Origin of the sequence: Sphingobium scionense (assembly GCF_014197035.1) — a bacterium.
GTDB classification, from domain to species: Bacteria; Pseudomonadota; Alphaproteobacteria; order Sphingomonadales; family Sphingomonadaceae; genus Sphingobium; species Sphingobium scionense.
In genome coordinates, this window is the sequence record NZ_JACIEU010000007.1 from 85,712 (window position 1) to 108,684 (window position 22,973).

General features: G+C 64.3%; 21 protein-coding genes and 1 pseudogene. 16 read left to right on the forward strand and 6 right to left on the reverse strand.

From position 1 onward, the window contains the following. Window positions 1–258: 258 nt before the first annotated feature. The 3 genes and pseudogenes from GGQ90_RS09765 (at window position 259) to GGQ90_RS09775 (ending at window position 2,082) form a co-directional block, all read left to right on the forward strand. Window positions 259–756 (forward strand): toll/interleukin-1 receptor domain-containing protein, encoded by a 498-nt coding sequence (locus GGQ90_RS09765; RefSeq protein ID WP_188081982.1) that lies wholly within the window; start codon window positions 259–261, stop codon window positions 754–756. 39 nt (window positions 757–795) lie between these two features. After that, a pseudogene (locus tag GGQ90_RS09770) lies at window positions 796–1,553 on the forward strand (IS5 family transposase). A gap of 112 nt (window positions 1,554–1,665) precedes the next feature. Further along, window positions 1,666–2,082, forward strand: a complete 417-nt coding sequence (locus GGQ90_RS09775) for a hypothetical protein (RefSeq protein WP_188081984.1) — start codon at window positions 1,666–1,668, stop codon at window positions 2,080–2,082. A 573-nt stretch (window positions 2,083–2,655) separates the two neighbouring features. Here GGQ90_RS09775 and GGQ90_RS09780 read toward each other — a convergent pair. Then, a complete protein-coding gene (locus GGQ90_RS09780; protein WP_188081985.1) occupies window positions 2,656–3,546 on the reverse strand; it encodes a prephenate dehydratase in 891 nt (296 codons plus the stop codon). Between the two features lie 172 nt (window positions 3,547–3,718). Between GGQ90_RS09780 and GGQ90_RS09785 the strand changes: the two genes are divergently transcribed. Further along, complete coding sequence (locus GGQ90_RS09785) at window positions 3,719–4,342, forward strand: c-type cytochrome (RefSeq protein WP_188081986.1); 624 nt, start codon at window positions 3,719–3,721, stop codon at window positions 4,340–4,342. Window positions 4,343–4,372: 30 nt separating this feature from the next. Here the strand turns inward: GGQ90_RS09785 and GGQ90_RS09790 are convergent, their stop codons facing one another. Then, window positions 4,373–5,179 (reverse strand): kinase, encoded by an 807-nt coding sequence (locus tag GGQ90_RS09790; protein WP_188081987.1) that lies wholly within the window; start codon window positions 5,177–5,179, stop codon window positions 4,373–4,375. A gap of 2 nt (window positions 5,180–5,181) precedes the next feature. Then, a complete protein-coding gene (locus GGQ90_RS09795) occupies window positions 5,182–6,498 on the reverse strand; it encodes a hemolysin family protein (RefSeq protein ID WP_188081988.1) in 1,317 nt (438 codons plus the stop codon). 148 nt (window positions 6,499–6,646) lie between these two features. Between GGQ90_RS09795 and GGQ90_RS09800 the strand changes: the two genes are divergently transcribed. Continuing rightward, window positions 6,647–7,327, forward strand: a complete 681-nt coding sequence (locus tag GGQ90_RS09800) for a YiaD family glycine zipper/OmpA-like lipoprotein (RefSeq protein ID WP_188082116.1) — start codon at window positions 6,647–6,649, stop codon at window positions 7,325–7,327. Between the two features lie 157 nt (window positions 7,328–7,484). Continuing rightward, window positions 7,485–8,504 (forward strand): LLM class flavin-dependent oxidoreductase, encoded by a 1,020-nt coding sequence (locus GGQ90_RS09805; protein WP_246428191.1) that lies wholly within the window; start codon window positions 7,485–7,487, stop codon window positions 8,502–8,504. Window positions 8,505–8,549: 45 nt separating this feature from the next. Here GGQ90_RS09805 and purN read toward each other — a convergent pair whose 3' ends face one another. Further along, window positions 8,550–9,500 (reverse strand): phosphoribosylglycinamide formyltransferase, encoded by a 951-nt coding sequence (gene purN / locus GGQ90_RS09810; protein ID WP_188081989.1) that lies wholly within the window; start codon window positions 9,498–9,500, stop codon window positions 8,550–8,552. Between the two features lie 189 nt (window positions 9,501–9,689). Continuing rightward, window positions 9,690–10,784 carry a phosphoribosylformylglycinamidine cyclo-ligase gene (gene purM / locus GGQ90_RS09815; protein WP_188081990.1) on the reverse strand — a complete coding sequence of 365 codons (1,095 nt, stop codon included), beginning with the start codon at window positions 10,782–10,784 and terminating at the stop codon, window positions 9,690–9,692. 91 nt (window positions 10,785–10,875) lie between these two features. On the opposite strand from purM, the gene GGQ90_RS09820 reads away from it, so the two are divergent. The 9 genes from GGQ90_RS09820 to nadB all read left to right on the forward strand — a co-directional run bounded on the left by GGQ90_RS09820 (window position 10,876) and on the right by nadB (window position 20,708). Continuing rightward, entirely contained in the window at window positions 10,876–12,159 is a 1,284-nt protein-coding gene (locus GGQ90_RS09820; protein WP_188081991.1) for a heavy-metal-associated domain-containing protein, read from the forward strand. Beyond that, window positions 12,156–12,788: an HdaA/DnaA family protein gene (locus tag GGQ90_RS09825; RefSeq protein ID WP_188081992.1), complete on the forward strand. Its 633-nt coding sequence runs from the start codon at window positions 12,156–12,158 to the stop codon at window positions 12,786–12,788. Before GGQ90_RS09820 ends, GGQ90_RS09825 begins: the two co-directional genes overlap by 4 nt. A 3-nt stretch (window positions 12,789–12,791) precedes the next feature. Then, window positions 12,792–14,930 carry an RNA degradosome polyphosphate kinase gene (locus tag GGQ90_RS09830; RefSeq protein WP_188081993.1) on the forward strand — a complete coding sequence of 713 codons (2,139 nt, stop codon included), beginning with the start codon at window positions 12,792–12,794 and terminating at the stop codon, window positions 14,928–14,930. A gap of 7 nt (window positions 14,931–14,937) precedes the next feature. Further along, window positions 14,938–16,461: a Ppx/GppA family phosphatase gene (locus GGQ90_RS09835; protein WP_188081994.1), complete on the forward strand. Its 1,524-nt coding sequence runs from the start codon at window positions 14,938–14,940 to the stop codon at window positions 16,459–16,461. 149 nt (window positions 16,462–16,610) lie between these two features. Further along, window positions 16,611–17,045, forward strand: coding sequence for a hypothetical protein (locus tag GGQ90_RS09840; RefSeq protein ID WP_188081995.1), 435 nt, complete (start codon window positions 16,611–16,613; stop codon window positions 17,043–17,045). A 96-nt stretch (window positions 17,046–17,141) separates the two neighbouring features. Next, window positions 17,142–17,429: a terminase small subunit gene (locus GGQ90_RS09845; RefSeq protein WP_188081996.1), complete on the forward strand. Its 288-nt coding sequence runs from the start codon at window positions 17,142–17,144 to the stop codon at window positions 17,427–17,429. Between the two features lie 217 nt (window positions 17,430–17,646). Beyond that, window positions 17,647–18,579 carry an ABC transporter ATP-binding protein gene (locus tag GGQ90_RS09850; RefSeq protein ID WP_188081997.1) on the forward strand — a complete coding sequence of 311 codons (933 nt, stop codon included), beginning with the start codon at window positions 17,647–17,649 and terminating at the stop codon, window positions 18,577–18,579. Further along, the gene (locus tag GGQ90_RS29820) at window positions 18,576–19,079 is read left to right on the forward strand and encodes an endonuclease domain-containing protein (protein ID WP_343053656.1); all 504 of its coding nucleotides are present in this window, start codon (window positions 18,576–18,578) and stop codon (window positions 19,077–19,079) included. Before GGQ90_RS09850 ends, GGQ90_RS29820 begins: the two co-directional genes overlap by 4 nt. Window positions 19,080–19,088: 9 nt before the next feature. Then, on the forward strand, window positions 19,089–20,708 hold the full coding sequence (gene nadB, locus GGQ90_RS09860) for an L-aspartate oxidase (RefSeq protein WP_188081998.1): 1,620 nt from the start codon (window positions 19,089–19,091) through the stop codon (window positions 20,706–20,708). 116 nt (window positions 20,709–20,824) lie between these two features. Here the strand turns inward: nadB and GGQ90_RS09865 are convergent, their stop codons facing one another. Beyond that, window positions 20,825–21,667, reverse strand: coding sequence for an alpha/beta fold hydrolase (locus GGQ90_RS09865; RefSeq protein ID WP_188081999.1), 843 nt, complete (start codon window positions 21,665–21,667; stop codon window positions 20,825–20,827). A gap of 155 nt (window positions 21,668–21,822) precedes the next feature. On the opposite strand from GGQ90_RS09865, the gene GGQ90_RS09870 reads away from it, so the two are divergent. Beyond that, window positions 21,823–22,971 carry a serine hydrolase gene (locus GGQ90_RS09870; protein ID WP_188082000.1) on the forward strand — a complete coding sequence of 383 codons (1,149 nt, stop codon included), beginning with the start codon at window positions 21,823–21,825 and terminating at the stop codon, window positions 22,969–22,971. Window positions 22,972–22,973 lie beyond the last annotated feature (2 nt).

A 22,973-nucleotide genomic window follows, 5' to 3' on the forward strand; every position in this document is an offset into this window, starting at 1 on the left:
GCTATAGCGGTGATTGCGGGGGAGCGGAAGCGGAGGGGTGCGAGGCAGCGTAGCATCACACTTGGCAATTCCCGAACCGTGAATCCGTCCCCAAATACACTCTATCCGGCTGTGCCCCCTCAATGATTCGGAACTCCACTATCAGCCGCTGCCTGCAATTCGGTGCTGCCTAGGCCTAAAAAACCGAGCAGCGAGGTTGGCGACTTGCAGAATTCATTTTCAAGAGGCAGTGATGCTTCCATCAGACTAGGGGGCAACATGAAGGTATTTATCAGTTGGTCGGGCGAAGATAGTCGAAAGATAGCTTCTGAGCTTTATGAATGGCTTCCAATGGTTGTTCAAAGCATTCAACCATACATGTCCTCCGAGTCCATAGATAAGGGAACTCGGTGGGCGAGTAGCATCGCAAACGAGCTTGAAGGTACACACGTAGGCATTGTGGTGCTAACCCCAAACAATGTCACGGCGCCCTGGATAAATTTTGAGGCAGGGGCGCTTGCGAAAATTGTTGATGACACCCGATTAGCTCCGATTTTATTTGGCTTAAAACCATCCGATGTTGGCACCCCCCTATCCCAATTTCAGGTTACACTTTTCAACAAGGAAGATATTTTAAAGTTACTTAAAAGCATTAACATTTGCGGTGGAGATGACGCACTTCCCGAAGCACGACTTGAAAAAATGCACGGGGCGTTATGGGATGACCTTTTAGGGTCCAAACCCAATCAGCCTCTTGAAAATGCGTGCATGGGTTGATTCAAGGTTGCCATCCACGATGGATGGAGGCTCCTGTCGATGTCGCGCTCGTTGTTTTGGTTGTCGGATGAAGCCTGGCTTGCGATCGAGCCTCACCTGCCGAAGAACCAGCCCGGTGCCCGCCGGGTGGACGATCGGCGTGTGATCTCAGGTATCCTGCATGTTCTGAAGTCCGGTTGCCGGTGGTGCGACTGCCCAGCGGACTACGGGCCTTCCACGACGATCTATAACCGCTTCAACCGCTGGTCGCGGCGAGGCTTCTGGGCAAAATTGCTCGATGCCCTGTCCGAAGCAGGCGCGGTCACGAAGAGCACCGCGATCGACAGCACATACATCAAGGCCCAGCGCTCGGCGTTTGGCGGAAAAGGGGGCGCCAGACGCAGGCGATCGGCCGTTCTCGCGGCGGCTGGACAACCAAGGTCCATGCCCTGACCGACGTGCTTGGCCGACCCTACGCACTGATGCTGACCGCCGGCAATGTCAGCGACGTGAAGGCCGCCCCGGCCCTGCTCGAACGCGCGGGCCACATGCGCTACCTGCTCGGCGACAAAGGCTACGATGCCAACAGCTTGCGCAAGACCCTGCGCGAGAACGGCACCAGCCCTGTCATCCCAGGCAGGCGCAATCGCAAGCGCGCCATCCGCTACGATCAGCAGCGCTACCGGGGGCGACATCTCATCGAGAACGCCTTCTGCCGGATCAAGGACTTCCGCCGCGTAGCAACCCGTTACGACAAGCTGGCCGCCAACTTCCTGTCAGGCGTAGCGCTCGTCACTGCATTGGCGTTCTGGCTTTGATTGAGTCTCGGCCCTAGCGAAGATCGAACCCATTGTTGCTAACTTCAGCAAGGGAAGTGACGCCCCAAAAAAAGCAGAAAGCGAAACCTCTCAAGTCCTTGAAGAACTTTTAGTGCTGGCACGCCAGCAGGCTGTCTCGATGCACAATCCGGAAAAGCTTATTTCTCCATCGCTCATAAGAATGATCGTAGACATTGCAGCAGACCAGGGGATGCCTGAAAAGGATCGTCGTCACCTTAGGTCCATGGCACATGCGCTTTACCGTCGCTGGAAAGATTTTTCTGATGTCATGTTTTTGAACGATGAGAGTGATGACAAAGATGAGAAAATTAAAATGCGCCGCCGTATTGCAGATAGATACGAAAACATCCTTCGCGACCTTATAGATTTTGCAGAGAATCCGAGATTTCAGGCCCCGTCTGAGAGAATTTCGATCCGGGACGTCGAAAATGGTCGAACAATTACTATGTCATCATCAGAACGATCGCCATCACTGGCGGCGCGAGGTGAAAATGGCAAATCTGAGTAGATAGGTGAGCATGGGGAAATATCTGCCTAACGGGACTTACTCTTGAAACGCCCTTGCATGCAATTTTCTTCCACCCAATAGAGTGACCAAGACTAATTTGGCGGACAGAATCTGTGCATGAAGTGGTAGCATTGTGCTGTTGGCCGGGAGCATTTGCCGATCGCCCACTTCGGTTGTCTCGATCGAAGCTCCCGTCCAGATCAGATATGCCGGGAATGGCAGCTATTCCAAGTCAGCGGCCAAAAGCTACCAGTCTCATGAAGGCCAAACCCGCACCGCTTTCCTACTCCGCCAATTTCTGATCTATCCTCCGCAATGGAGCAGCCGCGATCCCGCCCCGCCGTGCAACCCCATGCGCCGCCACCCCCGCAACCCAACAGGCGCATCACCGTGACCCTGATGGCGCGTCGCCATGACCCGGACGTGATCCAACAGGCGCGTCGGCGGCGCGTTTCAGGCGCGAAAACGCGCCAAAACGCCGATATTATCGCGTCACGACACTGTGAACTTCGCGCTGTGACCCTGGAGCGACCCAGGAGTGACCCTGAAACCGCCCCCTGCGGGTCGCACCACTCAGGTGCGGGGGCGGGCCTGGCGGTAGCTGCCCAGCACGCGCACCCATTTGGTGTGGAATTCCAGCTCGGCGAGCGCGCGGTCGACCGCCGGGTCGCCCGGCATCCCTTCGATATCGCAATAGAATTCGGTCGCGGCAAAGCTGGCGCCGCGCTGGTAGCTTTCCAGCTTGGTCATGTTGACGCCATTGGTGGCAAAGCCGCCCATCGCCTTGTAGAGCGCGGCCGGGATATTCTTCACCTCGAACAGGAAGGTGGTCATGACCGGGCCGACGCCCGCCGCCGGCGCCTTGGGCTCGCGCGCCAGCACCAGGAAGCGGGTCATATTGTCGTCGCTATCCTCGATATTCTCGGCGATCAGGCGCAGGCCATAGATTTCGGCGGCCAGATAGGGGGCGATCGCGCCCTCGCCCGGCGCGCGCGTCTCCGCCACCAGCGCGGCGGCGCCGGCGGTGTCGGCATAGGCGACCGGCTGGATGCCGCGCTCGCGCAGATAATGGCGGCACTGGCCCAGCGCCTGCGGATGGCTGATCGCGCTTGTCACCGGCACCGTGTCGGGCGCCATCAGGCAGTGGCGGATGCGCAGGAAATATTCGTCGACGATGTGCAGCCCGGATTCGGGCAGCAGGAAATGCATGTCGGCGACGCGGCCGTGCAGGCTGTTCTCGATCGGAATGATCGCCCGGGCGGCAAGCCCGTTGCGCACGGCATCGATCGCATCCTCGAACGCAAAGCTGGGCAGCGGCACGCAATCGGGGGCGTAGCCGAGCGCGGCCAGGTGCGAATTGGCACCGGGCGCGCCCTGATAGGCGACGGCGCGCGCCGGATCGGCAGCGGCCTTTTGCGACATGTCGGCGACCAGCGCGCGAGCGGGGGCGGGATAATTTTCCATGCGTGCCTGCGCGCTTAGGCAGTTGGGGCACCGCGCGCAAGCATCGGCGGGGCGGCACGGCTCGAAAAGCGCCACGGCGGGTTGCGCCATCGCGGAAGCCCCATTATGGCAAGGCCCTAAGTGGGGGAGCGCAAGACAGCCTCCATAACAAAGATGCGAGGGAATTCTGCGGATGGGCGATCGTTTCAACACCGTTGCAGGGTGGGCGTTGTTTGCAGGCATCATCGCGCTGGGTGGCGCGATCGTCAGTTCCAAATATTTCCACGATGAACGGCCCGAAAAAATGGGCTACGCCATCGAAGGCGTTGAGGTTGAAGGCGAAGGTGGCGGCGACAGCGGCCCCGGCCTCAACACATTGCTCGCCAGCGCGGATGTCGCGGCCGGCGAAAAGGTGTTCGCGAAATGCGCCGCCTGCCACACCGTCAACCAGGGCGGCGCCAACGGCATCGGCCCCAATCTCTATGCCACCGTCGGCGAAGGCATCGGCCAGGGCAAGGGCGGCTTCGCCTTCTCCGAAGCGCTCAAGAGCAAGGGCGGCGAATGGAGCTTCGAGAATCTCGACCATTGGCTGAAGAGCCCGCGTGAATTTGCCCCCGGCACCAAGATGACCTTTGCGGGCCTTGGCAATCCGGCCGATCGCGCCAACCTGATCGCCTGGCTGAACACCCAGGGGTCCAACCTCCCCCTGCCCGCCGCCGATGCCGCGCCCGCCGCTGCCGACAATGCGGCACCGGCCGAAGGCGGCGACAATGAAGCCAACGCGACCGAGGCCCCGGCCGAGAACGCGGCACAGTAAATTCAGGAAGGGCGCGGCCGGGAGCTTCGGCTATCGGCTGCGCACCGCCGTCACCCCGCGTGCCGCATCCAGCGCCACGACCAGATCGGCCCGCCCCGGCATTTCCGCCAATATATGCCGGGTCAGCCGCTCATAATGCTGGATGAAGCGGGCGACCTCCCCATCGCTCATGACCGCACTGCCGCCGCCGGCCGCGCGCAATGCCGCCTCCTGCTGCGTCCGCCAGCCCTGCACCACGTCGAACCCCGGCGCCGCCAGCAGCGCCAGCGCATCGATCCGCCCGAACAGCGCCTGATACTCGTCCGCCAGCGCCGCATTGACGAAACGCCGCCAGCGCCCGTCGCCATCCTCGTCCCGCTCCAGCGCGTTGACCGGAGCGACCAGTTCGCCAGTCTCCTGCGCCCGCGCGCCCACGCACCAGCCCTCCAGGATCAGCAGCCGCAGCCCCGCCCCCGCCTCCGGCCACGCCGCTTCGGGCAAGCGATCATCCACCGCCTTGTCAAAGCGCGGCAAGCACGCCGCCCGCCCCGCCGCCAGCGCGTCCAGCACCCGCAGTCCCAGCGCGACATCATGCGTCCCCGGCACACCGCGCGTCCGCAGCAGCGGATGCACGTCCTGCGCCAGCCCTTCCCGCTCAGCCTTGGTCAGATACAGATCGTCGATCGACAGGATCGCGCTCGCCACGCCCCGCGCGCGCATGCGCGCCTGCAACCCCTGCGCCAATGTGCTCTTGCCGCTGCCCTGCGCTCCGCACAGGCCCAGCACGGCCAGGCCATCCTTGTCTTCCAGCAGGCACAGCGCGAGGCGATCGACCGCATCGAGCGCCGTCGCCGCCATGGTCAGAGCTGCGCGACCAGCAGCTTGTCGATCTTGCGCCCGTCCATGTCGACAATCTCGAAACGCCAGCCCTGGTCCTCGGCGTGGTCGCCGACTTCGGGCAGACGCCGCAGCAGCCACAGGACATGGCCCGCGACCGTCGCATAATCGCGGTCCTCGGACAGGTCGATGCCGATTTTCTCGGCCAGTTGGTCGATCGCCATCTGGCCCGACACCAGCAGGCTGCCATCCTCGCGCTCGACCACATCGGGTTCGTCATAGACGTCGCGGTCCGACGCGAAATGGCCGGCAATGGCGGACAGCAGGTCGGCCGGCGTCACGATCCCCTCGAAATGCCCATATTCGTCATGGACCATCACCATCGGCACGTCGGACTTGCGCAGCACTTCCAGCGCATCCATCGCATCGACCTGATCGGGCACGACCTCCGCCTTGCGCAGCAGCGCCTCGACATTCAGCGCCTCGCCCCGGAACAGCGCGGTCATGATGTCGCGCGCCTGGACGATGCCGATGATGTCCTCCACCGATCCGCGCCCCACCGGCAGGCGGGTATGCGGCGTTTCCAGCAGGCGCAGGCGAATCGTCGCCTCGTCGGCGTTGATGTCGATCCAGTCGACATCCATGCGCTGCGTCATCACCTCGCGCACCGGTCGGTCGGCCAGCCGCACGACGCCGGAGATGATCGCCCGCTCGCTCTCCTCGATGATGCCCGACCGGCTCGCCTCGGCAACGATCAGGTGCAGTTCCTCGACGGTCACATGATGTTCGGATTCGCGGTCCAGCCCCAGCAGCTTGAAGATCAGGCTGCTCGACTTGTCGAGCACCCACACCACCGGTGCAGTCAACTTTGCCAGCCACAGCATCGGAGTCGCCACCAGCGCCGCGATCGGCTCGGGCTGGCGCAGTGCGAACTGCTTGGGCACCAGCTCACCGACGATCAGGGAGGCATAGGTCGTCAGGCCGATGACCAGGGCAAAGCCCAGATTTTCCGCCATGTTCGGCGCCAGGCCCAGCGCCTGCAACCGCTCGCCGGTCGGCCCGCCCAGGCTGGCACCCGAATAGGCGCCGGATATGATGCCGATCAGGGTGATGCCGATCTGCACCGTCGACAGGAACTTACCCGGGTCAGCCGCCAGTTCCAACGCCGATCGCGCACCGCGCTTGCCGGCTTTCTCCATCGCCTGCAAGCGTGGCCTGCGCGCCGAGACGATGGCCAGCTCCGACATCGCGAAGACGCCGTTCAGCGCCACCAGCGCAAGGATGATGATGATGTCTACCCAGGGAAAGGGCGTCGAAGCGGGAGGGGGGATCGTGGCCATGGTGGTCCCCTCCCCTATAACCTTTATTCTTTCGATTTCACAACCATCGCATCATCATCCGTTCAGTTCACTTGTGGAACAATATCCGGATTGGGTTATTAGGGAGGCATCCATCCACCAAGGATGCCATAGACAAGGGAATAAGATGATGAGGATTTCGCACCGGATCCTGGGTGCCGCCGGCCTTGCCGCGATGCTGGCTACCACGGCCTGCACGACCGACCCCGAAACCGGGCAGAAGCGCATGTCGAAGGCGGCGATCGGCGGCATCGGCGGCGCGCTGGGCGGCTATCTGCTGGGTGATCTGGTCGGCGGCCGGCATGACCGCACCGAAAAGATCCTGGGCGCCGGCATCGGCGCGATCGCGGGCGCCGGCATCGGCTCCTATATGGACGAGCAGGAACGCAAGCTGCGCCAGCAGACCGCCGGCAGCGGCGTCGACGTGATCCGCCAGGGCGACGACCTGCTGCTGCGCATGCCCTCGGGCATCACCTTCGCCTTCAACGACGCCAGCGTCCAGCCGCAGTTCCGGCCCACGCTGGACGAGGTCGCATCGATCCTGTCGCAATATCCCAAGACCTATATCGACGTTTATGGTCATACCGACAGCGACGGGTCGGATGCCTATAACCAGACGCTCTCGGAACGGCGCGCCCAGTCGGTCGCCAATTATCTGAGCAGCCACGGTGTCCAGTCGGCGCGTATCGCCACGCGCGGCTTCGGCGAGAGCCAGCCGATTGCGTCGAACGCGACCGAGGAAGGCAAGGCATCCAACCGCCGCGTCGAAATCAAGATTTCGCCCGTCACCGAATCCGACGTGCGCAATTGATCGAGCGCCGGGCCGCCTGCGGGTGGCCCGGCATCCCGAAGTGGCCCTCGGACCACCAATCAGGTGTCAGATTGGAAACTATCCAATTCCAATCAGGCGGTTGCAGGCAGGATCGCCAAGGCCCAGCTCATAGCCCAGAGTTCAAGCTGGAAGGGCTATGATGAAGAAGATCGGTTTCCTTTCCTTCGGCCATTGGTCGCAGGCCCCCTATTCAGCCACCCGTTCGGCCAGCGACGTGCTGCTCCAGTCGATCGACCTGGCGGTCGCGGCCGAGGAACTGGGCGCGGACGGCGCCTATTTCCGGGTCCATCATTTCGCGCGTCAGCTCGCCTCGCCCTTCCCGCTGCTCAGCGCCATCGGCGCGAAGACCAGCCGGATCGAGATCGGCACCGGCGTCATCGACATGCGCTATGAAAACCCGCTCTACATGATCGAGGATGCGGGCGCGGCCGACCTGATCAGCGGCGGGCGGCTGCAACTGGGCATCAGCCGGGGCTCACCCGAACAGGTGATCGATGGCTGGCGCCATTTCGGCTATGCTCCGGCCGAAGGACAGAGCGATGCCGACATGGGGCGTCGCCACGCCGAAGTCTTCCTGCGACTGCTGAACGGCGAGGGCTTTGCCCAGCCCAACCCCAACCCGATGTTTCCCAACCCGCCCGGCCTGTTGCGACTGGAGCCGCATTCGGACGGGCTGCGCGACCGCATCTGGTGGGGATCGGCCTCCAACGCCACCGCGGTCTGGGCCGCCCAGATGGGCATGAACCTGCAAAGTTCGACCCTGAAGGCCGATGAGAGCGGGGAGCCCTTCCACGTCCAGCAAGCCCAACAGATCCGCGCCTATAAGGAAGCCTGGAAAGCGGCCGGCCACACACGCGCGCCGCGCGTCTCCGTCTCCCGCTCGATCTTCGCGCTGATGAATCAGGAGGATCACGACTATTTCGGCCGGGGCGACAGCAGCGACCATGTCGGCGTCATCGACAATATGCGTGCCGTCTTCGGCCGCTCCTATTCGGCCGAACCGGAACAGCTGATCGAACAGCTCCGGGCCGACGAGGCGATCGCCGAAGCCGATACGCTGCTACTGACCGTGCCGAACCAGCTGGGTGTTGCCTATAATGTCCATGTGATCGAGGCTATTCTCCAGCACATCGCCCCCGCCCTTGGCTGGCGCTGACGCATCCCGGCTGATTGGACGCCCTGCCCGTTGCAGCGCGTCCAATCAGAACTGGTCGGCGATATCCATCAGGCCCAGCAGCTTGCGCGGCGCGATCTGGCGCCAGCTCGCGTGGAGCCGCTCGCCGATATGCTCCCAGTCGGTATCGCCCAGGTCCAGGCGAATGCCGACCCAGTCATTGCCGAAATAGGCGGGGCGATAATAGCGGTCCGGGTCGGCCTCGATCAGAGTCGCCTGTTCTTCCGGCGCGGTGGTCTTCACCAGCACGGCAATGATGCCGTCGCCATGATGATCGCGGGTGAAATAGGCGAATTTCTTGCCCTTGACGATGCCGAAGCAGGGCATGCCGTGCGACACGATCTCATCCGCCTGCGGCAGGGCCAGCGCGGCCTCGCGCACCTTGTTGAGCAGCCAGTCGGGCTGGCGCTCGCGGATGACGAAATCGGCCAGCGTGCGCGAATAGAGCTGATGTTCGGCGATCAGGATACGCCCCGCCAGGCTGTCGGCGGTATCGCCGGGCAGGATCGCCACCGGCGTCTGGCCCAGCACCGGGCCATCGTCCAGTTCGGCGGTGACGATATGGACCGAACAGCCGGCATGGCTGTCGCCCGCATCGATCGCGCGCTGGTGGGTATCGAGGCCCTTATATTTGGGCAGCAGGCTGGGGTGGATGTTGAGCATCCGGTCTTCCCAGCCGGACACGAATTCGGGCGACAGAAGCCGCATATAGCCGGCCAGCGCGACATATTGGACGCCCGCGGCACGCAGTTGCGTGTCGATCACCGCGTCGAACTCGGCGCGCTTTAGCCCCTTGTGGCTCTGGCCAAAGGTAGCGATGCCCTCGGCCGCGGCAAGCGCCAGGCCGGGGGCTTCGGGATCATTGGCGGCGACCAGCACGATCTCGAACGGACAGTCCTGCGCCTTCGCCGCATAGAGCAGCGCCGCCATGTTCGAGCCACGGCCGGAAATCAGGACGCCGATCTTTGCTTTGGTCATTTCAAAACTCCGTTCGTCCTGAGTAGCCGCTGAGCTTGTCGAAGCGGCGTATCGAAGGATGTTCGCGCTGGGGCGGGATGCTTCGATACGGGCCTTCGACTTCACCATGTGTGAAGTTTACCCTGAGCGCCTGCTGCAAGCAGGCAGTCGAAGGGCTCAGTCCCTACTCAGCACGAACGGTCCTTTTTATCAGCCCAGATGCGTGGCCGACCAGTCGGCCTTCGCGCTCCAGGTTTCGGCGCTGCCCTTGACGGTGCAGCCCTTGTCGCCTTCGCTGACGGTGCCGACGCGGAACACGGTTTCGCCCGCATCCTCCAGCGCCTGGGTGACGCCCGCGACATGCGCCTCGTCCACGGACAGGATCATGCCGATGCCGCAGTTGAAGGTGCGCGCCATTTCTTCCGGCTCGATATTACCCTGTGCCTGAAGGAAGGCCATCAGGCGCGGCTGTTCCCAGGCGTCGGCATCGACCGTGGCATGGGCGCCATCGGGCAGGACGCGCGGGATATTCTCCAGCAGGCCGCCTCCGGTGATGTGCGCCAGCGCGTTGATCATGCCGGCGCGAACCAGCGGCAACAGGCTCTTCACATAGATTTTGGTCGGCGCCATCAGCGCGTCGATCAGCAGCACTTCATTATCGAAGATCGCGGGGCGGTCGAGCTTCCAGCCCTTGTCGGCGGCGAGGCGGCGGACCAGCGAGAAGCCGTTGGAGTGGACGCCCGAGGAGCCGAGACCGATCAGCACGTCGCCGGCCTTCACCTTGTTGCCGGTCAGCGCCTTGGAGCGCTCCACCGCGCCGACGCAGAAGCCCGCCAGGTCATAGTCGCCGTCGCTGTACATGCCCGGCATTTCGGCGGTTTCGCCACCGATCAGGGCGCAACCGGCCTGGCGGCAACCCTCGGCGATGCCGGCGATGACGCGCTCGGCGACGCCCGACTCCAGCTTGCCGGTGGCATAATAGTCGAGGAAGAAGAGCGGCTCGGCGCCCTGCACGATCAGGTCGTTGGCGCACATCGCGACCAGGTCGATGCCCACGCCGTCATGGCGGTCATGGTCGATCGCCAGCTTCAGCTTGGTGCCGACGCCATCATTGGCCGCGACCAGCAACGGGTCGTCATAGCCCGCCGCCTTCAGGTCGAAAAAGCCACCGAAACCGCCCAGTTCGGCGTCCGCGCCGGGACGTCGGGTGGCCTTGGCCAGCGGGGCGATGGCACGGACAAGGGCGTTGCCCGCGGCGATGTCGACGCCAGCCTTGGCGTAGCTGTAGGATTCGTTGTCGCTCATGGGCCAGCGCCCTAGAGCAATAGCGTCGAAAACGGAAGGCTGCATGGGTTGGCGCTTGGCATGCGGGGCTAAACTCGCCAAAAGGACGCCCGTGATCCTTGCCAAGACTCTTCGTCGCCTGTCGTTCCCGCCAGCGCTTGCCCTCCACGCCCTTTCCCGCCCGGCGCAGATCGCCGGCGCGGTGGGAATCGGGCTGGTCGGCGCTGCGCTGTTCGCCCAGATGGAGGGCGAACGCGGCGTCCCGCCGATCGCCAGCGGCGGCGATTATGAGGTGCGCGGCGTGAAGGTGGACGTCCAGGCCGGCAGCGCCGATGCGGCCCGCTATGCCGGCTGGCGACTGGCCCAGCGCCAGGCGTGGAAGATGCTGTGGACCCGCACCCATGGCGGCACCGGCGTGCCGGGCCTGTCCGATTCGCAGCTCGAAGCCATGATCTCGGGCATTGAGGTCGAATATGAGCAGGCCGGCCCCAATCGCTATGTCGCGACGCTCGGTATCTTGTTCGACCGCGCGCGGACCGGCCAGTTGCTGGGCGTTTCCGGCAATGTCATGCGCTCGCCGCCGCTGCTGGTGATTCCGGTCATGTGGGATGGCGGCTCCGCCGTATCCTATGAGCGGGTCAATGAATGGCAGAAGGCCTGGGCACGCTATCGCACCGGCGACAGCGCGATCGACTATGTCCGCGTCGCCGGCTCGGTCGCTGATCCCGTCCTGCTCAATGCCGGCCAGACCGGGCGGCGCGGCCGCCTGTGGTGGCGCGTGCTGCTCGACCAATATGGCGCGGCCGATGTGGTGATCCCGATCGTCCGGCTCGACCGGCAATGGCCCGGTGGCCCGGTGACGGCCAATTTTACCGCCCGCTACGGTCCCGACAACAGCCTGATCGGCAACTTCGCGCTGCGCGCCTCGAACGACAGCGGCATCCCGCAGATGCTGGACGAGGGTGCGCGCCGGGTCGACGAGCTTTATATCCGCGCGCTCAATGACGGCCGCCTGCGGCCCGATCCGTCGCTCGTGATCGAGGAACCGGTCGATCCCAATGCATTGGTGATCGAGAATGCGATCGAGGCGCCGATCGAGGCGGTCGACATCCCCCTGCCGACGGCTGGCGCCAGCATCGCCAGCTTCGCGATCCAGTTCGACACGCCGGACGTCGGATCGGTGAGCGCGGGCGAATCGGCCGTGCGCGCCATTCCGGGCGTGCGATCGGCCGCGACCAGCAGCCTGGCGCTGGGCGGCACGTCAGTGATGCAGGTCAGTTTCGAAGGCCCCGCCGACGCGCTGCGCACCGGATTGCAGGCGCGCGGCTACACCGTTGCAGCCTCCGGCAACACCATGCGCATTTCGCGCCGACAGGCGCCCGCAGGACAGCCATGAGCCAGATCAGCCTGCCCTTCGAATGGCAGGGCCAGGGCGAGGAGTTTCTGGTGAGCGATGCCAATCAACTGGCCGTCGCCCATCTGGAACGCTGGCGCGACTGGCCCGTGTCGGTAACGATATTGACCGGCCCACCCCTGTCGGGCCGATCGGCGCTGGGCCGCCAGTTCGTCGCGATGAGCGGCGGCAGCGTGATCGACGATGCCGAGGGGCAGGACGAACATATGCTGTTCCACGCCTGGAACGAGGCGCAGACCGAGCATCGGCCGCTGCTGATGATCGGTCGCACCGCGCCGCTGCGCTGGACCGTGGCCCTGCCCGACCTGCGATCGCGGCTGGCGGGATCGCCCCATGTCGCGATCGAGGAGCCGGACGAAGCGCTGGCACTGGCGCTGATCGAACGGCGGCTGGGGGCATCGGGCGCCAGCTTCGCGCCGGACCTTGCCCCCTGGCTGCTTCGGCGGATCGAGCGCAGCTATGGCGCGATTGCGGCGGTCACCGCGCTGCTGGATGAGGCATCGCTGTCATCCGGGCGTAAGATTTCGGTCGCACTGGCGAAAGAGGCCCTGCAATCTGCAGGAATCTTGCCTATAGTCCCGCCCGATCCCACCAACGACCAGCGCGAGTAATCCGTGGCCGAAGCCGATCCCATCGCCAGCCTGTCGCCCGTCGGCGAACGCTATTTCAATCGCGAGCTGTCCTGGCTGGCCTTCAACCAGCGGGTGCTGGAGGAGGCGATGAACCGGGCACATCCCTTGCTGGAGCGGCTGCGTTTCCTGTCGATTTCGGGCGCCAATCTCGACGAATTCTTCTCCGTCCGCGTCGCCGGCCTCAAGGGCCAGCAATTGCAGGATGTCGACCTGCGATCGGCCGACGGCCTTACCCCGGCACAGCAGCTCGGCGCGATCACGGAAACCACCGCCAGCCTGATGCGTGCCCAGCAGAAGGTCTGGGGGGCGCTGCATGGCGAACTGGTGCAGGTCGGGATAGAGGTGATCGGCCCCTCTGCCGAGATGGATGCCGGCTGCGCCCAGTGGCTGCGCGAGCATTTCCTGACCCAGGTCTTCCCGATCCTGACGCCCCAGGCGCTCGATCCGGCGCACCCCTTTCCCTTCATCCCCAACCAGGGCCTCTCGATCGTCTTCGACCTGGAGCGACTGTCGGACAAGCAGCCGATCCGCGAACTGGTGATGATCCCCTCCGCACTCGCCCGCTTCGTTCGCATTCCGGGCGAACCGATGCGCTACATGGCGCTGGAGGCGGTGATTCGCCGCTTCTCGGCCGATCTCTTCCCCGGCTACCGCGTCCGCAACAGCGGCGTGTTCCGCATCATCCGCGACAGCGACATCGAGATCGAAGAAGAGGCGGAGGATCTGGTCCGCTATTTCCGCAGCGCCATCAAGCGCCGCCGCCGCGGCCGCGTGATCCGCATGGAGATAGAGGAGCGCATCCCCGAACCGGTCGAGGAAATGCTCCAGGACATGCTCCAGGGTCATGAAGCGATCGTGGTCGAGGTGGAGGGCTTCATCGGCATCGGCGACCTTAGCGGCATCGTCGACGCCGACCGCCCGGACCTCAAGTTCGAACCTTATGCCCCCCGCTTCCCCGAGCGCATCCGCGAATATGGCGGCGACTGCTTCGCCGCGATCCGGGCGAAGGACATCGTCGTCCACCATCCCTATGAGGCGTTCGACGTCGTCATCTCCTTCCTGAAGCAGGCCGCGTCCGACCCGGACGTGGTCGCGATCAAGCAGACCCTCTACCGCGCGGGCAAGCAGTCGGCGATCATCCGCGCCCTGATCGACGCGGCCGAGGCCGGCAAGTCGGTGACCGCCGTGGTCGAGTTGAAGGCCCGCTTCGACGAGGAACAGAATCTGATGTGGGCCGACGCGCTGGAGCGCGCGGGCGTACAGGTCGTCTATGGCTTCATCGACTGGAAGACCCATGCCAAGGTGTCGATGGTGATCCGGCGCGAAGGCGACCAGTTCCGCAGCTACTGCCATTTCGGCACCGGCAATTACCACCCGATCACCGCCCGCATCTATACCGACCTCAGCTTCTTCACCGCCGATCCGGCCTATAGCCGCGATGCCTCGGCGCTGTTCAACTATATCACCGGCTATGTCGAACCGCAGCGGCTGGAAAAGCTGGTGATGTCGCCGCGCGACCTGCGCGACACGCTGTGCGCCTGCATCGACGCGGAGATCGACCATGTCCGTGCCGGCCGCCCCGGCACCATCTGGGCCAAGATGAACAGCCTGGTCGACCCGGCGATCATCGAGAAACTCTATGCCGCCAGCAATGCCGGGGTGCAGATCGACCTGATCGTGCGCGGCATCTGCTGCCTGCGTCCGGGCGTTCCGGGCATGTCGGAAAATATCCGGGTCAAGTCGGTTGTCGGCCGCTTTCTGGAACATAGCCGCATCACCGTCTTCGGCAATGGCAAGGCGCTGCCCAATAATGGCGCGAAGGTCTATATCAGCTCGGCCGACTGGATGCCGCGCAACTTCGACCGCCGCGTCGAATTCCTTGCGCCGGTCGAAAATCCCACCGTCCATGACCAGATTCTCGACCAGGTGATGGTCGCCAATCTGATCGACACCGAACAGAGCTGGGTGCTGGACCGCGACGGCCATTATACCCGGCTGGAGCCGGGCGACCGGCCGTTCAACCTGCACCGTTATTTCATGACCAACCCGTCGCTGTCCGGGCGCGGCGCAGCGCAGGAGCATGGCGCCGTGCCGACCCTGCGCCTGCGTGGCCGGGCCTGATCGCGCCATGAACTCGATGCTCAGCCGCGTGCGCGCCATGGCCGAGACCATGGCAACCTCGCCCGAACCCGCTACCGCGCGCTCGGCGATCATCGACATCGGCTCCAACAGCGTCCGCCTGGTCGTCTATGACGGGCCGCGCCGCATCCCCTTCATCCTGTTCAATGAAAAGGTGATGGCGGGCCTGGGCGCGTCGCTCGCCAAGACCGGTGCGATCGAACCGGAGGCGATGGAGCGCGGCCTGCGCGCCATCGGCCGCTTCGCCCATCTGTGCCGCGACATGCGCGTCACCGACATACGCTGCGTGGCGACGGCCGCCGTGCGCGACGCCACCAATGGCGCCGAGTTCATCACCCGTGCCAAGGCGATGGGCCTGACCGTCGAACTGCTGTCGGGCGCGCAGGAGGCGATCGGCGCCGCCATGGGCGTCTTGTCGGGCATTCCCGATGCCGACGGCATTGTCGGCGACCTGGGCGGCGGCAGCCTGGAACTGGCCCGCGTGCGCAAGGGCGCGGTCGAACAGACCATCTCGCTACCGCTGGGCGTGCTGCGTCTGCCGCAAATCCGGGCCAAGGGGCCGCGCGCGCTTGATCGCTGCGTCGCCAAGATGCTGGAAAAGGCCGGATGGCAGGCGGAACCGGACCTGCCCTTCTATCTCGTCGGCGGCTCCTGGCGCTCGCTCGCCCGCTTCGACATGCAGCTCACCCATTTCCCGCTGCCGGTGGTGCATCAATATGAGATGAGCGCCGCCCGTGCCGAACAGCTTACCCGCATCATCTCCCATGTCGACAAGGGCCGGCTGAAGCAGATCCCGGCGATGACCGGATCGCGCGTGCCGACCTTGCCGGATGCCGCCGCGCTGCTGTCGGTGGTCGTGCGCCAGCTCAAGTCCAGCCGGATGATCGTGTCGGCCTATGGCCTGCGCGAAGGGCTGCTCTACGAAAATCTGCCCGACGATATCCGCGCCCATGATCCGCTGCTGGTCGCGGCCGAGGCGGAGGGCGAGGCACAGGCCCGCTTCCGCGGCCATGGCGACCGTATCGACCGCTGGATCGCGCCGCTCTTCCCCGACGATGACAAGGATGCCCGCCGCATCCGCCGTGCCGCCTGCCTGCTGGCCGATGTCAGCTGGCGCGCCAATCCCGATTTCCGCGCCGAACGCGGCGTCGAAATCGCCCTGCACAGCAATTGGGTCGGCATCACCGCTGCCGAGCGCGCAATGCTGGGCCAGGCGCTGCACACCCATTTCGGCGGCGATGTCGGCACCCTGCCCAACCTCGACCGCATGGCCAGCCCCGACGCGCTGCACCGCGCCGCCCTCTGGGGCCTCGCCGTCCGCCTGGCCCAGCGCCTGTCGGGCGGCGTCGAAGGCCCGCTCGCCATTTCCCATCTGGAACGGCATGGCGACCGCATCGACCTCCACCTGCGCGACGAGGATGCCGATCTCTACGGCGAAGCGGTCGAACGCCGGCTGCGCAACCTCGCCCAGGCCATGGGCCTCAAATATCAGCTGCTCGGCGGACAGGGATAAGGGCAACCACGGCCCGGTGGCGATGCCGTCAGCCCAGCGAAGGCGCAGATGGGTGGGAAGCGGAATAGTGGGTTTGGACATAGGAATGCCAAACACCGGACATTAACTGGATGGTACCAATATGCTTCTTAGTTTGACTGGGGGTCGGTATGAAGCACATGTGGCGGCGCAGCCAAAATGTTGAACTATGCTATTATTGTGGATTGATCCGTTCGGCCGAAAACGACGCCCAAGTTTGTCGTTTCCCATCGGCAACCGATGCTGAATTACCAGCACTGAAATCACCTTCACATATCGATGATGCGAGCTTGAAGGCCGCAGAATCGTTGAAAACATACTTGGCGGTTCGAGGGGATAATGATGGTGAAATCGCTCGAACCATTGCTCGCCTGAAAGTTGAGGAGCGACGTCGGACACTGCTAGAGGTTTTATCAATTTTTGATGAAAATATCGACGTACAGGCTAGAAGATTAAATGCTAACAGCCACATATTTGAGACTAATTCTGCTTGGATTTTGCGTGTCAGAAGAACGGCAATTGCGAATTTGTTATCAGCAATAAATTCCGAAATGTCCGCTTCGTAGCTCAAATTATTTACCATTATATAGCGAAAACAATCGCCTCCAGCCCCTCATCCTCCCGTCTTTCCTACACGCGCTTTTCCTGATCTATCCTGTCGGATGGACCAGCCCCTCCCCAATCCGCCCGTCCCCGCAACCCGGCCACGTCGCCGCCAATGGACACCCGATCGTCAGCGCCGCTTTCTCGCCGCGCTGCTCGAAACCGGCAATATCAGCCATGCCGCGCAGATGGTGGGCATGTCCCGCTCCAGCGCCCACCGGCTGCGCGATCGGCTGGCCGGCACCGGCTTCGATCGCAGCTGGGCCAGCGCACTGGCGCTCCACGCCGCCCGCCTAACCGATCCGCTCGCGCCGATCCGTCCGCGCAGGGGGCCGATCGGCCGATAAATGTCGCCTCACTGTCGTTTCGCTGTCGCCTGGCTGTCGCTTCGGCGTGCCCCCATTGTCGCTTCCGTGTCGCTTCCGTGTCGCGTCACCGCTGCGTCACAGGCGCGTTTCCGCCGAAATCGCCCGGAAATCGCGACGCAGAACGGTGTGAACTTTCAACTGTCGCGTCGTTTCAGCCCCTTCCCTTCCCCCGCTTCGATCCCCATAGAGATCAGCCATGACCGACCAGCCTGCGCAAGCCGCCATCGAGATCCGCGACCTGACCAAGGTCTATAAGGGCGGCAAGCGCGCGCTCGACGGGATCAACCTCACCATCCCGCGCGGCCAAATCTATGGCCTGCTCGGCCCCAATGGCGCCGGCAAGTCGACCACGATCAACATCCTCGCCGGCCTCGTCAACAAGACCAGCGGTTCGGCCAGCATCTGGGGCTTCGACATCGACGCCAATCCCCGCAATGCCAAGAACAGCATCGGCATCGTGCCGCAGGAGATCGTCTTCGATCCCTTCTTCACGCCGTTCGAGACGCTGGAGAACCAGGCCGGCTATTATGGCGTGCCCAAGGACAGGCGCCGCTCGATGGAGCTGCTGCGCGCGGTCCATCTGGAGGACAAGGCCAATGCCTATGCCCGCACCCTGTCGGGCGGCATGAAGCGCCGGCTGCTGGTGGCCAAGGCGATGGTCCATTCGCCGCCGATCCTGGTGCTGGACGAACCCACCGCCGGCGTCGACGTGCAACTGCGCCAGCAGCTCTGGGCCTATGTGAAGGAACTCAATGCCATGGGGGTGACGATCGTCCTCACCACCCATTATCTCGAAGAGGCCGAGGAGCTGTGCGACCGCATCGGCATCATCAACCATGGCCGGGTCATCACCGACAAGCCGACCCGCGAGCTGATCGCTATGGCGCAGGAAAAGGTGGTGCAGGTGACGGTCGACCGCGACATCGCCACCCCGCCGAGCGACCCCAGCTTCGAGAAGGTCGAACTGACCGACGAGCGCACCCTTACCATCACCTATATGAAGAACCGCGCCAATGCCGGCCAGGTGCTGAGCGCAGTGCAGGCCGGCGGCCTCGCCATCGTCGACGTGGTAACCCGCGACCCCGATCTGGAGGATGTCTTCCTCAACCTGACGGCGGCTGCCGAGTGACGGATGGGACCATTCCTGTTCCCCCTCCCGCTGGCGGGAGGGGCGATCGGGGTCGGGCAATCCCCCGGATTGCCCTAAACAGCGCGGGGCGCTGTTTACCCAGATCGGGGGGTGGGCCAGCGCAACCGTTCAAACCGCGCAACACCGTTCGCGCAAAGGCGCTACGCAATACCGCGCCAGCACCCGAGCGCCTCTTATGGCAGCAGCTTCGCGGCAAGAAACTCGGCTACAAGTTCAGCCGCCAGATGCCGGTCGGCCCCTATTTCGCCGATTTCCTGTGCAGAGAATTCAAGCTCATCATCGAGCTGGATGGGGAAAGCCACGATTTCCGCCCTGCCCATGACGCCCAGCGTACAGAATATTGCGGCGCACATGGCTATCAAATCTTGCGATTTTCCAATGCCGATGTGATGGGAAATCTCGAAGGCGTCGTAACGCACATCAAGACCACCCTTGCGAAGGCCCACCCCCGGCCCCTCCCGCAAGCGGGAGGGGAGTAAGCTATTTCCATGCCCACCATCACCCATGACGTCGTCATCATCGGTTCCGGCGCGGCCGGGCTGACAGCCGCCATCAACCTCGCGCAGGACCGCAAGGTGGTGGTGCTGGCCAAGGGGGCGCTGGATGGCGGATCGACCAACTGGGCGCAGGGCGGCATCGCCGCGGTACTCGACGCGGGTGACAGTTTCGCGGCACATGTCCATGACACGATGGTCGCGGGCGCCGGCCTCAACGATCAGGACACGGTCGAATTCGTCGTGTCCGAAGCCCCCGCGGCGATCGAGCGGCTGGCGGAACTGGGCGTGCCCTTCAATCCCAATGAAGAGGGGGATGGCGACGAGTTCGGCGAACGCTGGCACCTGACGCGCGAGGGCGGGCACAGCCATCGCCGCATCGTCCATGTCGACGACGCCACCGGCCACGCCGTGCAGGTCGCGCTGCTCAAGGCCGCGCGCGCCAATCCCAACATCACCCTGATGGAGGATATGGTTGCGGTCGACCTCATCACCTCGCGCCATGGCGAGCGTTATTCGGGCGATGGCCATGTCTGGGGCGTCTATGCCTTCAACAAGCAGACCGGCCATGTCGACACGATCCTCGGCCGCGCGACCATCCTCTGCACCGGCGGCGCGGGCCGCACCTATCTCTTCTCCACCGCGCCGCGTGGCGCGACCGGCGACGGCATCGCCATGGCCTGGCGCGCGGGCTGCCGCGTGTCGAACATGGAGATGAACCAGTTCCACCCGACCTGCCTCTATAATCTGGAGGTCAAGAATTTCCTGATTACCGAGGCGGTGCGCGGCGAAGGCGGCCATCTCAAGCTCCCCCCCGGCGTGCCCGGCGGTGGCGAGCGCTTCATGCCCCGATTCGACGCCCGCGCCGAACTGGCGCCGCGCGACGTGGTCGCCCGCGCCATCGATCATGAGATCAAGCGGCTCGGCCTCGACTATGTCCATCTCGACATCAGCCACAAACCGCCTGAATTCGTGAAACAGCATTTCCCGACCATCTATGCCCGGCTGCTCGATCTCGACATCGACATCACCAAGGAGCCGATCCCGGTCGTCCCGGCGCAGCATTATACATGCGGCGGCGTCATCATCGACCTGGACGGCCGCACCGACCTGCCCGGCCTCTATGCCGCCGGCGAAGTGACCGAAAGCGGCCTGCACGGCGCCAATCGCCTCGCCTCCAACTCGCTGCTCGAATGTTTCGTCTTCGGCGAGGCGGCGGCCAAGCATATCCGCGCCCATTGGGACGAACTGCCCGCGCCGCCGCCGATCCGGCCATGGGACGAAAGCCGCGTCACCAATGGCGACGAAGAGGTCATCGTCCAGCATAACTGGAAGGAAATCCGCCGCTTCATGTGGGACTATGTCGGCATCGTCCGCACCACCAAGCGACTGGAGCGCGCCCAGCATCGCATCGACCTGCTATCGAAGGAAGTCGATGAATATTACGGCAATTTCCGCGTGACGCCGGACCTGATCGAACTGCGCAACCTGCTCGAAGTCGCGCGGCTGGTGGTCCGCTCGGCGCTCCATCGCAAGGAAAGCCGGGGCCTGCACTACACGCTCGACTATCCCGAGACGCTGGCGCAAGCCGTCGACACGGTGCTGGCGCCCTGACCAAAAAAAGAGGCGCGGCCGGGCAGCCGCGCCTTTGAAGGGAGGAGGAGCAAACGCCAGGGGCGTCGTCTCGCCGACCAAATTAGCGCCGATGCAGACCGGCGCTTTGATCGAAGTCAAACGCCCTTGAGGAAATTGCCAAGCGCCGCGTTGAACCGGGTCGGCTGATCCGCCATCACGACATGACCACTCGGCCCGATCGGCAGCAGTTTCGCGTCCTTCTTGGCCGCATAGGCGGCCCGGAAGCGCCGGGTGATCTCGACCGATTGGGCCTGGTCCGCGCCGACGGCATAGACGACCGACATCGGCACCCCGATCCGGCCGAGTTGCGGCCCGAGGTCGGTATTGGCCAAATCACGCAGCGCGGTAGCGATTACCTCCGGATTGCTGCCCTCCGCCCCCGGCGCCTGCGCGACGATCTGGGCCAGGTAACGGCGCCCGGCCGCCGTACCGGTGAAATATTGGCTCAGCTGGTCGGCCAGATAGCCCATGCCATTGGCGGTGCCGCCGACCATCGCGGCGCCGGCGGGCAGCATGTCGACCACCATCACCCGGCTGGCGAGGCCCTTGAGCCCCTGCATCATCGCCAATGTGCCGCCCATGCTGTGCCCGACCACCGCCGGCCGCCGCAAGCCGGCTGCGGCAATATAACGGGCAATCTCGTCCGCCACCGGCTGCACCACCGGCCCACTGCCATTGGCGTCGGCGGCAAGCCCCGCAAAACCGCGCACCTGCACCAGATGCCAGCGATAGCCCGGCATCTGACCCGTCACGCCGTTCCAGATGCCCGGACCACTGGCAAGGCCGGGGATCAGCAGCACATCCCGGCCGCTGCCGCGCACCGTCACCGTGATCCGGCGCGAAGCAAAATCCACCGCCAGTGCCGGCATAGCCCAGCCTGCCGCCAGTGCGCCCGCGCCGCAGAGCAGGCCGCGTCGATCCATCAGTCCATCCGTCATCCGCTCCCTATTGCCGTCCCGCCGCTGAACCGCAACTGAGCGCCGTTCCGCCGTTCAGACTCCTTACATCGCAATTGTGGAATCATTCGTCGCATCGTCCTTGCCTACAATGCGGGTCGCCGCGCCTTGTAACGGCTTGAAGTGCGGGGTTAGTGATGAGTTCGAATGATAGCAGGCGCCTCTCGTCGCGCCTTGTGCTTGCGGTGGTTGCCTTGTCCGCCTGTGTCGGCGCGCCACCCCAGCCGGGTGCCCAGGCCAGCAGCGCGCGACCGAATAATCCGCCGCGCCAGACAGTGCAGCCCACGACCAACACCTGGCCGATCAAGCAGGTCGCCAATCCCCCCGCCCCCTACAAGGATATCGACCAGCGCGAGCAGCCCTCGCCCGCGCTTGTCAGCGTGATCCAGAATCTGGGCCAGAGCTTCCGGGGCAAGGTCGGCATCGCGGTGCGCCGGGTCAATTCGGACTGGACCGTCGCCTATAATGGCAATGCGCTGTTCCCGCAGCAGAGCGTGTCGAAGCTGTGGGTGTCGATGACCTTCCTTGACGCGGTCGATCGCGGCAAGATCCGGCTGGCGGATTCGACCACCATCACGCGGAAGGATCTGACCCTGTTCCACCAGCCGAGCGCCGCGATGGTCGGCGCGACTGGCTGGACCACCACCTATTCCGACCTGATGCGCCGCGCGATGACGCAGAGCGACAATACCGCCAACGACACGCTGCTGCGCGCGGTCGGCGGGCCGGACGCAGTGCGCGGCTATCTGGCGCGGCGCCATATTGCCAATATCCGCTTCGGCCCCGGCGAACGGCTGCTGCAATCCACCACGGCCGGCCTCGACTGGCGGCAGGATTATTCGATCGGCCGCAATTTCTATGCCGCCCGTGCACAATTGCCGATGTCGGTGCGACAGAAGGCGCTCGACAATTATCTCGCCAGCCCGCCCGATGGCGCCGCCCCGGCTTCGATCGTCGAGGCGCTGGCCAAGCTGAAGGAGGGCGACATGCTGTCCTCGGCCTCGGCTCGCCTGCTGATGGGGATCATGGAAGAAGCCAAGACCGGACCGCAGCGGATCAAGGGCGGCGTGCCGCACAGTTGGTCCTATCTGCACAAGACAGGCACCGGACAGGATCTGCCGCCACGATCGACCGGCTTCAACGATGTCGGCATCATGACCGCGCCGGACGGCACCAGCTATGCGGTCGCGGTGATGATCGGCAGCACGACGGTATCGATCCCGGAGCGCTGGCAGTTGATGCAGGCGGTCGCCAAGGCCGTGGTCGCCAATCACGAGAAGCGCTGAGA